We start from the raw sequence: 10579 nt of genomic DNA on the forward strand, positions 1-10579 counted from the left end.
ATGGTCAGGCCGATGCTGGCGATGTCGGAGCCGTAGGCGAGGTCGGGCGCCGCCGCACAGCAACACCATGAAGATCCACAACTACGGCTGGAGTACTACGTGAAACCCGCACTCCGACAGTGCTCTAGGTGTGATGAAGCCGTGGCGCGGTTCCGGCCCGGAGGGCGCACGCACCGTGTCGGCGGGGTGCGCGCGCTGAGTCAGTCCGGGGTCTCCTGAGCGGGTGGTCGGGGCGGGCGCCATTGTCCGGACCTGAGTTCGTTGAGGAGCTCCCGGCTGGCGACCGTGAAGGGGTGGTCGAAGCCAAGGCCCTGTTCACGTCTGGTCACGACATCAGCCATCAGATCGACGCCTGCGTCAACGCGACCGAGCGCGGCCTGAGTTCGGGCGAGGAGCTGCCGGGCCGACAGTGCGATGGGGTAGTCGGGCGCGAAGCGGCGCAGGTATTCCTCGGCGACCCGCCGGACTTCGGCGTCGGCCTGGTCGAAACGGCCCATGACGTACAGGGCCCAGGCGTGGTTGTGGCGAGCGCCCAGGGTGACGGTGTGGTCGGCGCCGAGGTAGCGGGCACACTCCTGGGGCAGGGACAGCAGCGCGCCGTCGTCCTCGCCGGTCAGCTCGGATGCGGACAGCATGGTCAGGAGGCTCGCCCGGGAACGCAGGGTCAGGGGGTGCGACGGGCCCAGCGCCGTGCGTCGGCCGGCCACCGTGGAGCGGAGAAGTGCGAGTGCTTCTTCTCGCTTCCCGAGATTGCTGAGCACGAGCTGGAGACCGTGACCGGTGTCCAGGGTGTCCGGATCGTCGGGGCCGAACAGCCGCTCCTGAGCGGCGCGGACGCGGACGAGCAGCAGCTCGGCCTCGGCGTATTTCCCCAGCCGGAAGAGCGCCCGGCCAGTGCGTGAGTGCGCGGCCAGTACGCAGCGGTGCTCCGAGCCGAGAGCCTCCTCGCCAAGAGCTGCTGCGGCGCGGGCGGTCTCCCAGGCGGACAGGTAGTCGCCGGTGCGGTGCAGAGCGACGGACAACCGGATGGCGACGGCCAACGCGTCAGCCATGACCGGCGGATCGGTGACGCGTCGCAACAGGACGAGTGCGTGGGGAGCGAGTAACCGCAGCCGGGGGTCGTACGGGCCGGCGTCCGGGATGTCGGGAACAGCCGCGTCGAGCAGCTGGATGGCTGTCGCGTTGAGCAGGGTCAGTTCTCCGTGCGGTGTGGCGACGGCGACGCTGTCGAGCAGTACGCCGTGACTCTGTACGCAGCGTTCACCGACGTCGACCAATTCGGTGAGCGAGTGATCGAGCAGCGCTCGCAGTGCTGTCTCGGCACGGGCACGGGGGAGAATGCCGTTGATTTCCGGACAGTTCAGCAGAGCAAGCGGCAGCGGGTCGGGTGCCAGCCGAGCCAGCAGCCTGAGCAGGGACACCGCTTCGGGCAGCCCACGGGCTTCGAAGGCGTCGAGTGTCAGCTGCCAGGTCCGGCCGACCAGTTGGCGAGGTTCCTCGTCAGCCAAGGCGTCAGCTCCTCGGTCTATGAGTGCGACTCGTTCATCGTCTTCGAGGTGGCGTGCGTAAGTGTCCATGGTCCAGGGGTCGATCACTTGGTGGGAGAGAAAGCCGCCGGCGAGCGTGAGCGCCAGCGGGAGCCGTCCCAGCCGGTCCGCGATGTCAGCCGCCTGTTCCATCGAGCCGCTGTGCGGAGCGAGGTCGCGAAGCACGCAGGCGGCATCCTCGCGTGGCAGTACGCCGATGTGCTGCAACTCGGCTCCTGGCCACCAATGCGCGGCAGCCCGGCGGGTGGTGACCACGACAGTGCCGCGCGGGCTGGTGCGCAACCAGCTGCCGTCGCGGAGAATCGCCGGATCGTCAGCGTTGTCGAGTACGAGCAGCCAGGGGTCGGCGGACCGGTCGAGGTTCTCCCACACCAGGTCGGCGGCGGGGCGGAATCCGTTGCGAGCGGCCAGCAGTTCGCCGTCGCGGGCCCCGCGGTCGGCTGCCACGGCGAGCATGCCGGCGCGCAGGCTCGCCCGGTCGGATGCGTTGACCCAGAGGCCCACCCTGGCCCGTTCTTCGGTGGCGAACTGGAAGAACGCGTGCGCCACCGCTGTCTTGCCGCAGCCGCCCATGCCGTGGAGTACGTAGACCTCTCCGCAGCGGTCCGGGGCCACGCTGTCCCGTAAACGCTCCAGGACCTCGGCGCGGTCGCGCAGTGCGACAGGTGCCCGGCCGACCGTCGGACGGCGAACGGAGTCGGGGCCGCCCAAGGTGGGCCCGTCCTGGCCGTGGTGGTGATGCTCAGTGATGTGCTGGTCGCCCGAGGCCTGGTAGACGCGGCCGTCGTCCTCGGCCCGGCCGTCCATCGCGCCACTCATCGCTCGGTGATGTGCTGGTCTCGCCCGGCCTGATAGATCCGGGCCTGGCCTGAAGCAGTGCCCTGCTGTGTGATCGCCGGTCCGGCGGCGGTGGCCGGGGGCCCGAGCTCGTCAAGCAGCCTGTGCAGTTCCTCGGCCGCCTCGGGCCGGGCGACGAGCAGGCGCCGGAACCGGCCCTGCCACTGCGAACTGAGCTCGCTCAGTGTTTCCTGATCATCGGTCGTGCGGGCAGCCACAATGTCCTCGCGGCTGATCTCTAATTCGGCGGCGACAGCTTCGGCCCGATGTGGCTGAATCCGTCGCCACAGCTGAGTGATCCCCTCGCGGGTACGCTCCCAGGCATCGGTCGCCATCAGGGCGACCAATGTTGTTCCAGCGGTCTGTGCGAGTGAAGTGAACTCCATCCACGGTTCCTCTGATCGCGTGGGTCGGCAATTTCCTAGCTTGTCGGCATTGTTTTGGATACGTTTGCCGCTGCCGCGAGTTGGCGACGACTCTGCTTTCCGATCAAGCATTCATACACCCACGAGCCGGATGTGACAAGGTAGAGATCTTCTTCTCGTGGGATCATAATAATTGCTGATGACATATGCCGGCCCAGTCTGAGATGCGCCGTCGATCTTGGTCCCACGGTCTGGTTCTGGTGACACGTTCACTGCTATGGTGGTGAGGTTTGTGAGCCAATCGAAGGGGTGATGGGGATGGCACGGCCTTGGGAAGCCGACCCGACGACGGGATTCAAGCAGCGGCTGGGTAAGTCGCCCCGGGAGTTAGGGAATACGACCGATACCCCCGACTGTCCCGACATCTGGGAGCTCGACAACGGAGATGTCGCCGTCATCGGCAGGGATCTCACGGACTCCCTCGGCAAGAATCTGCCCGCCGGAACCTCGATCGGCGCCGACGAACGACTCGTGGTGATCCCGATGAATATGATGATTGCGGCGAAGCCGGATATCCCCAGTGTTTGATTCATTTTCAAGAGGCGGCTCCGAGCGTTTCGATCGGAAGAGGTACCACGAGGACTTCTACCGGTTCTACGAAGGCGACATCGGGCGCGTCAGCAAGCTCGAACGTGGGCAGCACTTCAAGGAGCGGGGCTTCGCGAGCTGGGAAGCCTTTGCCGCCGGTGAATGGGACAGAGCGCTGTCGCTCATCGAAGAGAAGCGCGAAACCTACAGCCGGCAACTCGAGGCGATCGCCCGCCGTGATCTCGTGCAGCGCCGTCTTCGCGTCGTGGAATTCCCGGTGACTCCGTATGTGCAGTGGGAGTCGTTCGTTCTCCGGCTGCGCGTGATGCTGGGGGACCATATCAGGGTGATTGACGCCCGGACGATCTCGGACATCGAGAGAGACGGTCCGGTCCCCGAAGTCGTCATCCTCGGGAACTCGGTCATGTACGAGGTCATCTATGACGACGACGGAAATGCGGACGGTGCCAATCGATACACCGATCCGGCGCTGATCGAAGAGACGTTGGCCGGTTTCGACGCGCTGTACGATCGCAGTGAAGCGTTCTTCGATTTCTTTGACCGCGAAATCAGTTCGCTCGCTCCGCCGGTCGTCACCTGCTGAACCCCAAAGCTGAGGACTCCGGCCGTCCGCTACGGGGGAGTTGGCGGACAGCCGGAGCCGGCCTCGGTGGGACGCTTCGCTATGAAGTGGAGACGATCTCCGCATCCGGGCCGTGCACCAGACGTGCTGGTGCTCGGGCGTGCGCCTGCGAGGGCCGGCTCACGGGCTGGGCCGGGAGCCGTAGAGGATGGCGCCGAGGAGCGCGGCGATGGCGATCCAGTGGCCGACGACGGCGGCCCGCTGTCTCATGACGCCTGGCCCGGCTGTTGGGCTCGGGCCTCCATCTCGGCGACCGCCTGTTTCAACATCTCGGGTGCGTCGTGGCGTTGGGTGAGGGGACGGGCGCACGGGAGGCAGGCGTACGCGCTGCCGCCGGGGCCCGAGCCTTGCTCGATGACGACCGCCAGCGCGACGTCCTCGGCCCACCCCTTGTGCCAGGCGCAGTAGCCGCCGCGCTTCACGGAGCTACTCCCTGGCGAGGGCCGAGCGCGTCAGCGATGACAGCCGTCAAGGTGGCGTACAGCGTGTCCGGGTCGGTCAGCACACGACCGTCCTCAACGGGCCGCGCCCAGTGCAGCCCGGGCAAGCGGACCCGGTCGCGGGGCGGTACGGCCACCCAGCTCGCCGCGCCGAGGACCTGCACGCGTGCGACCTCCGGGAAGTGCCAACCGGCGGCCGTACCAGGGCTGATGAGCCAGTACAGCCGATGCGCGTACGGATCGCGGATGACCGCCCCGCACTCGTCGCCGAGCTGAGCGAGCACACGGTCCCCCAGATACGCGGGCGCCCTCAGCGCGTCCCACCACACACTGGCCTTGACAAGCTCGGTGTCGAGTCCTGAGCGCGGCGACCACTCGCGGGCGCGAGTGGAGTGTGTGGCATGCATGGCGACCCCTGCATCGTCAGTGTTCGGATGGCAACTGACGGTAGAAGTCGGCAGTATCGGGAGCCCACGATGTTGCGAGAAGTTGCGGAGATTCACTCCATGGAGTCGAGTGCAGCTCTGATCAACTTCCGGGCGCCGTCGCCGTAGACCGCGAGTTCGGTAAGCCGTTGAAACGCCTTCTCGTATTGTTCGAGTTCGCTCGGGGCGGTGACCATGACCCGAGCTGTCAGCAGCTCGATCTCGACCGTCTCCCCATCGAAAATGCTGAAAGTCTCCTGTGGCCAGATCCTGCGGCGCATGCCGAAGGGGATCACTCCCAGGGATACGGAGGGCAGTGCCATCACTGAAAGGAGATGCCCGAGTTGGCCCGCCATGGTGGCGACGTCGCCGATCTGGTAGCGGAGCACGGTCTCTTCCACCAGTAGCGCGAACTGGTGCCTACCCTGCCGGATGACCTGAGAACGTTCGATGCGGGCCGCTGCCGCGTCCGGCGCCGAGTCGTCCCCGGTGCCGTGGAAGTCGGCGATCACAGAGAGAAGCCCGGCGGCGTACTCCGGGGTCTGCAGCACCCCGGGCATGACGTTCGAGCAATAGATACGGAAGGCTCGCGTGCGCTGATACAGCGGGAGATACGACTCTTGGATGCCGCGCAGGCCCGAACGGTGGAGGTGACGCCACTCGACGTACATCGAGTCCGCCGATCGTGACGCGGCGATGAGGTCGAGGATGCGGTCCTCGGCCCTGCAGGCCTCGCACCAGGCTCGGATGTCGGCGTCCGAGGGGACTGCCTTGGCGTTCTCAAGCCGAGAGGACTTCGCCGGGTGCCAGCCGCAGCGCGCGGCGATCTCGCGCCCGGTCAGCCCAGCGTCCAGGCGAACTTCGCGCAGCCGCTGAGCGACGGCTTTGCGTGCCTCTTGAACGCTGGACGACGGTGAGAGCGACATGGTGAGGATCAGACCGCGAAGTCCTCGTGTGGGATGGCCCGTTCCCAAATGGTGTCGAAGGCCGAGGCGCACAGCTTGACCACGTCTGGATCGTCGGTCAGCTCGTGACCGGCCAGGCCGCCATCACCTGTGAAGTGGTTCCATTCCACCAACTGCCCGTCGAACAGCCAGAAGTCGTTGCCGGGCAAGGCGATGCCGGACGTTTGCCGGCGTGGCAGCCATCGCACCTTCTCCCCCGCGGAGACGTTGTTGACGGTACCGGCGTACTCGAAGCGGATGTACTCGGTGACAGGCTCGGAGACGATGCGGACTCTGCGCATCTCAACTCCCCGGCCGACGGCGTCGCGTACAAGGGAAGTCCACGGATTCCAGTACTCGGGATTGTCCCAGCGGCCCGTCTTCCGCCAGGCGGCGAAGTCCCCGGTCTCGTAGTCCACCCCGTAACTGTCGCGCATCTCCAGGTGGACAGCGGTCCGGTGGCAGTCAGCCATCAGCTCCGTGAAGCTCGGCACGTTGCTCGGCGACATCGCACGCCTCCCTGACGATCGACACCATGCGGGCGGGAATCCTGATGACGGTCTCATGGTCGGGGATGCTGCCGACCGACAGGCACTCCTGGGTGGTGGTCTCGTTGACCTTCCACCCCTGGAACACCAGGTCGTCATTCTCCTCGTCGACCCACACCGTGGGGCTGGCGTTGCTCCCGGTCTCTGGATCCTTTGCGATGAACCGTAGCGGCACAGCGGTCTCCTGCGTGCGATGGATTGCGGCATCTTGCGAACCATCACCCCGGCACTGCCGATGCGTCAAGAGTGCATTACAGTGAGTAATCAGTGTATGGGGCTGAGGACTTCGGTCTGTCGTGCAGCAGCCGGTCGTGTCCACCAACGACGGAGTCTCGTTGCGAGGGCGGTTATTGACCGCGGGGGGCGTACATGATGACGGCCATGCCGGCGAGGCAGATCAGGGCTCCGATGACGTCGAACCGGTCGGGGCGGTAGCCGTCCGCGACCATGCCCCACGCGATCGATCCCGCGACGAACACCCCGCCGTACGCGGCGAGCACGCGGCCGAAGTCGGCGTCGGGCTGGAGGGTGGCGACGAAGCCGTAGAGGCCGAGTGCGATCACTCCGCCGCCGATCCAGGCGATGCCCTTGTGTTCGCGGACGCCCTGCCAGACCAGCCAGGCACCGCCGATCTCCAGCAGGGCGGCGAGCGCGAACAGGGCGATGGAGCGGGCGATCGTCACGGGCGGGTTGCCCGATGGGCGGCGCGGGCGCGGTCGGCCAGCGCCGCGAGGACCGCGGCCTGCGCTTCGGGGACGGTGACGTCCATCAGCAGTCGGTCATCGGCGTCGCGCGCGAAGTCGAAGGTGAAGAACGAGCAGCAGCCGCTCTCCCGCGTGGCGAGGTCGCGGGCGCTTTCCGCTACGGCTTCGGTGCCGTCCAGTACCAGCTGGAGGCGGGTGGCGGAGAGGGTGTTCACACCGAGCAGCGACTCGCTGAACAGCGCGTCGAACTCCGCGACGCGCAGCGGCTGCTCGGCGGTCGGCAGGGTGCAGGCGGCTGGTACCCACGTCATGATGATCGTCCACTTCGTCGGGCAGCGGCCGGCTGCCGGTGCCTGCTTCGACGGTAGACCTGTACCCGGGTACGGGCGGTTGTGAGTCACCCCACCATGCCGGCTCAGTCGACGGTGTGCTCGGGAGCGTCCAGCCACACATGCCGGCCACCTGGGGTCACCGTGACTCCGAACCGGGTCCGCTCCGGTGAGCCGGACCCCCGCCACCATGCGTACGCCGCGGCTGCCTCGTCCCAGAGGCGGCGGGGCCCGTGCTCCTCGATGGCGAAGTCGGTGGCGCCGGGCTCGTAGTCGGCGGCCGCCCAGGAAGCGGTGCCCGCGTCGGCGAGCCAGACGGTGAACTCGCCGCTGCCGTCGTCGGCGTGGCCGACGCTGTAGCGGGTGCCGGGCACGAGGACACCGGCGACGAACGCCATGTCGGGGTCGCCGAGGAGTGAGCGCGGATCGAGGTCGCTGCGGCTCGTACGTGCGCGCGCCGCATCGGCGTTGACGACGGCCATGACGTCACGGTCGGGCTCCTGCGTTCGGTCCCACATGAACGCGGAGTCGTCGATGACCGGCCCGCTGGCGGTTCCGTCGTCCTGGACGGCTAGCCGGAGGAGGACGCCGTTGTACAGGCCGGTGCCCCACGGCAGCACGATGACCCCGCCAGGCCGGGTCTGTGCGACGAGCGGGAGCGGAATGCGGTGCATGGAGTACGTGGCGACGACCCGGTCGTAGGGGGTGCCGCCGGGCACGCCGCGCCCACCGTCGCCCGTGACGACCTTGGGGGAGTAGCCGGCTCGTTTCAGGGCGGCACGCGCCTGGTCGGCGAGGTCCGGGTCGTACTCGACGCTGGTCACCTGAGCGTCGCCGAGGCGGGCGGCGAGCAGCGCGGCGTTGTAGCCGGTTCCGGTGCCCACCTCCAGTACCCGCTGCCCGTCCTCGACGTCGAGCGCCGCGAGCATGCGCGTGACCATCCGCGGCATGCTCGCGGAGCTGGTGGGCCGGCGGGCGGGGACACGGTCCGGGTCGGCGACCTGGGTGACGACGGCCGTGTCGGTGTAGACCGCTTCGCGCCAACGCTCCGGTTGCGCGGTGCGGGTGACCGGCCGGTAGCCGTCGTTGCCGCGGAGCCAGATGCGGTCGGGCACGAACGCCCCGCGGTCGAGACCGGCCACGGTCTCGTACCAGCCATCGTCCAGATGTCCTTCGGCGCGGAGGAGTCCTGCGAGGGTGCGGGGGGTGCGCATGCGGTCACTTCTTCGGCGGGGGCGGAGGTGGGATGGGCTTCTCGGGTTTGTGTCCGTCGGACTCGCTGGTGTCCGGTTTACCGCCGTGTCTTCCCATGCCGTGCCTTCCTGCGGGGGTAGGCAGCAAGCTACCGGTGGCGGGGACGGGGCGGGCAGGGCGCGTGGGCGCAGCACAGGCGCGCGCGATCGTTCTTGGGTTGGGTGTCGATATAAGGGGTTGCCGTTCGTATAGAGGGTGAGAGGCCGGCACGGTGTCCGGCCGTGAGGTCGCCAAGGAGTGATTCTCGTGAAGCAGTACCTGCTCAGCATCTACCAGCCCGATGGGGAGCCCCCGCCGCCCGAGGTCCTGGACCCGATCATGCGGGACGTGGAGGCCCTGAACGCCGAGCTCAGGGAGGCCGGAGCCTGGGTGTTCGCCGGGGGCCTGCACCCGCCGAGCACGGCCACCGTGCTGCAGCGGACGGGTGATGAGGTGCTCACCACCGACGGCCCGTACATCGAGGGCAAGGAGCACATCGGCGGGTTCACCGTCATCCAGGCGGCCGATCTCGACGCCGCGCTCGCGTGGGGCCGCAAGCTCGCCCGGGTGCTCACCCCCCTCGCGATCGAGGTCAGGCCGATGGAGCACGGATCCTGCGGGTGACGCCGGCATGCCGGGGGTGACCGCGGCGGTGATGGAGCGCGTGTTCCGCGAGGAGTACGGGCGCTCGGTCGCCGTCCTGGTCCGCGTCTTCGGTGACATCGACCTCGCCGAGGAGGCGGTCCAGGACGCGTTCACCACGGCGCTGCAACGGTGGCCGTCGAGCGGACTGCCTCCGAGTCCGGCCGGATGGATCATCACCACCGCACGCAACCGGGCGGTCGACCGCCTCCGCCGGGAAGCCTCCCGCGAGGACCGGCACGCCCAGGCCGCCCTGCTGCACGCTCCCGCCTCCACCTCCGCCCCCGACGAAGGTGCCGAGGAGGGCCCCGTGCGCGACGACCGGCTCCGGCTGATCTTTACCTGCTGCCATCCTGCGCTCGGCAGGGCCGCCCAGGTCGCGCTGACCCTCCGGCTCCTCGGCGGGCTTACCACGGCGGAGATCGCCCGCGCCTTCCTGGTGGCCGAGCCGACGATGGCGCAGCGGATCGTCCGGGCGAAGGGCAAGATCCGGGACGCGCGCATCCCGTACCGGGTCCCCAGGGATGCGGACCTCCCCGACCGCCTCCGGCCCGTACTGGCCGTCGTCTACCTCGTCTTCAACGAGGGCTACACGGCGGGCTCGGGCGAGGAACTCGTCCGCGAGGACCTGTGCGCCGAGGCCATCCGACTCGGCCGCCTACTCGCCGAGCTGATGCCCGATGAAGCGGAGGTCATGGGGCTGCTCGCGCTCATGCTGCTTGTCGGGTCCCGCCGGTCGGCCCGTACCGGTCCGGACGGCGAGCTCGTGCGGCTGGCCGACCAGGACCGAGGCCGCTGGGACCGCGACCTGATCGAGGAAGGCCAGGCCATCGTCCGGCGGTGTCTGCGGCGCGACCGGCCCGGCCCGTACCAGATCCAGGCGGCGATCAACGCCGTGCACAGTGACGCGCCGACCACGGCCGGCACGGACTGGGGGCAGATCCTGCAGCTGTACGACCAGCTCTCCTCGCTCGCCCCGAGCCCCGTCGTCTCCCTCAACCGCGCGGTCGCCGTGGCCGAGGTCGAGGGGCCGGAGGCGGCACTGAGCCTCGTCGACGGCCTCGATCTCGACGGCTATTACCTCCTCCACGCCATCCGGGCCGACCTGCTCCGGCGCCTGGGCCGCGCCGCCGAGGCCGCGTCGGCCTACGAGGCGGCGATCGTCCGTACGGACAACGCGGCCGAGCGCGACTTCTTGCGGCGCAACAGACAGACACTCGGCGCTGCTTAGGCCGGGTGGCCCGGCGTGGGGCGGGGGCGCGAGCGCGGAAGTCAGACCTCCGGCGGCGGACCGAAGGCGCCGCCCGGGGGCTGGACCGGGGGCGGCGGGGTCG

14 protein-coding genes are annotated in these 10579 nt (G+C 68.6%); 4 read left to right on the plus strand and 10 right to left on the minus strand.

The window, feature by feature from the left end; genetic code table 11:
* Positions 1-200: 200 nt before the first annotated feature.
* Positions 201-2366 (minus strand): tetratricopeptide repeat protein, encoded by a 2166-nt coding sequence (locus tag ACRDP3_RS00645; protein ID WP_431514799.1) that lies wholly within the window; start codon positions 2364-2366, stop codon positions 201-203.
* Positions 2363-2770 carry a hypothetical protein gene (locus tag ACRDP3_RS00650; protein WP_431514800.1) on the minus strand — a complete coding sequence of 136 codons (408 nt, stop codon included), beginning with the start codon at positions 2768-2770 and terminating at the stop codon, positions 2363-2365. The genes ACRDP3_RS00645 and ACRDP3_RS00650 overlap by 4 nt, the downstream gene beginning before the upstream one ends.
* A 297-nt stretch (positions 2771-3067) precedes the next feature.
* On the opposite strand from ACRDP3_RS00650, the gene ACRDP3_RS00655 reads away from it, so the two are divergent.
* Complete coding sequence (locus ACRDP3_RS00655; protein ID WP_431514801.1) at positions 3068-3337, plus strand: hypothetical protein; 270 nt, start codon at positions 3068-3070, stop codon at positions 3335-3337.
* Entirely contained in the window at positions 3330-3941 is a 612-nt protein-coding gene (locus tag ACRDP3_RS00660) for a DUF6879 family protein (protein ID WP_431514802.1), read from the plus strand. Before ACRDP3_RS00655 ends, ACRDP3_RS00660 begins: the two co-directional genes overlap by 8 nt.
* A 245-nt stretch (positions 3942-4186) precedes the next feature.
* On the opposite strand, the gene ACRDP3_RS00665 is transcribed toward ACRDP3_RS00660, so the two are convergent.
* The 8 genes from ACRDP3_RS00665 to ACRDP3_RS00700 form a co-directional block, all read right to left on the minus strand.
* Positions 4187-4402 (minus strand): hypothetical protein, encoded by a 216-nt coding sequence (locus ACRDP3_RS00665; protein ID WP_431514803.1) that lies wholly within the window; start codon positions 4400-4402, stop codon positions 4187-4189.
* Positions 4399-4827, minus strand: a complete 429-nt coding sequence (locus tag ACRDP3_RS00670; protein WP_431514804.1) for a hypothetical protein — start codon at positions 4825-4827, stop codon at positions 4399-4401. The genes ACRDP3_RS00665 and ACRDP3_RS00670 overlap by 4 nt, the downstream gene beginning before the upstream one ends.
* Positions 4828-4919: 92 nt before the next feature.
* The gene (locus ACRDP3_RS00675; protein WP_431514805.1) at positions 4920-5771 is read right to left on the minus strand and encodes a helix-turn-helix domain-containing protein; all 852 of its coding nucleotides are present in this window, start codon (positions 5769-5771) and stop codon (positions 4920-4922) included.
* An 8-nt stretch (positions 5772-5779) separates the two neighbouring features.
* Entirely contained in the window at positions 5780-6298 is a 519-nt protein-coding gene (locus ACRDP3_RS00680) for a DUF6879 family protein (protein WP_431514806.1), read from the minus strand.
* A complete protein-coding gene (locus ACRDP3_RS00685; protein WP_431514807.1) occupies positions 6255-6581 on the minus strand; it encodes a hypothetical protein in 327 nt (108 codons plus the stop codon). The genes ACRDP3_RS00680 and ACRDP3_RS00685 overlap by 44 nt, the downstream gene beginning before the upstream one ends.
* Positions 6582-6684: 103 nt before the next feature.
* Positions 6685-7020: a YnfA family protein gene (locus ACRDP3_RS00690; protein WP_431514808.1), complete on the minus strand. Its 336-nt coding sequence runs from the start codon at positions 7018-7020 to the stop codon at positions 6685-6687.
* On the minus strand, positions 7017-7352 hold the full coding sequence (locus ACRDP3_RS00695) for a hypothetical protein (protein ID WP_431514809.1): 336 nt from the start codon (positions 7350-7352) through the stop codon (positions 7017-7019). The genes ACRDP3_RS00690 and ACRDP3_RS00695 overlap by 4 nt, the downstream gene beginning before the upstream one ends.
* Positions 7353-7456: 104 nt before the next feature.
* Positions 7457-8584 carry a methyltransferase domain-containing protein gene (locus tag ACRDP3_RS00700; RefSeq protein ID WP_431514810.1) on the minus strand — a complete coding sequence of 376 codons (1128 nt, stop codon included), beginning with the start codon at positions 8582-8584 and terminating at the stop codon, positions 7457-7459.
* Positions 8585-8870: 286 nt separating this feature from the next.
* Here ACRDP3_RS00700 and ACRDP3_RS00705 point away from each other — a divergent pair, with 286 nt between their 5' ends.
* Entirely contained in the window at positions 8871-9227 is a 357-nt protein-coding gene (locus ACRDP3_RS00705; protein WP_431514811.1) for a YciI family protein, read from the plus strand.
* Positions 9228-9234: 7 nt separating this feature from the next.
* Entirely contained in the window at positions 9235-10476 is a 1242-nt protein-coding gene (locus ACRDP3_RS00710) for an RNA polymerase sigma factor (protein WP_431514812.1), read from the plus strand.
* Positions 10477-10579 lie beyond the last annotated feature (103 nt).

Origin of the sequence: Streptomyces sp. (assembly GCF_050698815.1) — a bacterium.
GTDB lineage: Bacteria > Actinomycetota > Actinomycetes > Streptomycetales > Streptomycetaceae > Streptomyces.

What these genes read in the sequence shown, in the direction of transcription:
- ACRDP3_RS00645 (WP_431514799.1), bottom strand. Translation starts at nt 2,366, where the DNA reads ATGAGTGGCGCGATGGACGGCCGGGCCGAGGACGACGGCCGCGTCTAC.
- ACRDP3_RS00650 (WP_431514800.1), bottom strand. Translation starts at nt 2,770, where the DNA reads ATGGAGTTCACTTCACTCGCACAGACCGCTGGAACAACATTGGTCGCC.
- ACRDP3_RS00655 (WP_431514801.1), top strand. Translation starts at nt 3,068, where the DNA reads ATGGCACGGCCTTGGGAAGCCGACCCGACGACGGGATTCAAGCAGCGG.
- ACRDP3_RS00670 (WP_431514804.1), bottom strand. Translation starts at nt 4,827, where the DNA reads ATGCATGCCACACACTCCACTCGCGCCCGCGAGTGGTCGCCGCGCTCA.
- ACRDP3_RS00675 (WP_431514805.1), bottom strand. Translation starts at nt 5,771, where the DNA reads ATGTCGCTCTCACCGTCGTCCAGCGTTCAAGAGGCACGCAAAGCCGTC.
- ACRDP3_RS00680 (WP_431514806.1), bottom strand. Translation starts at nt 6,298, where the DNA reads ATGTCGCCGAGCAACGTGCCGAGCTTCACGGAGCTGATGGCTGACTGC.
- ACRDP3_RS00695 (WP_431514809.1), bottom strand. Translation starts at nt 7,352, where the DNA reads ATGACGTGGGTACCAGCCGCCTGCACCCTGCCGACCGCCGAGCAGCCG.
- ACRDP3_RS00700 (WP_431514810.1), bottom strand. Translation starts at nt 8,584, where the DNA reads ATGCGCACCCCCCGCACCCTCGCAGGACTCCTCCGCGCCGAAGGACAT.
- ACRDP3_RS00710 (WP_431514812.1), top strand. Translation starts at nt 9,235, where the DNA reads ATGCCGGGGGTGACCGCGGCGGTGATGGAGCGCGTGTTCCGCGAGGAG.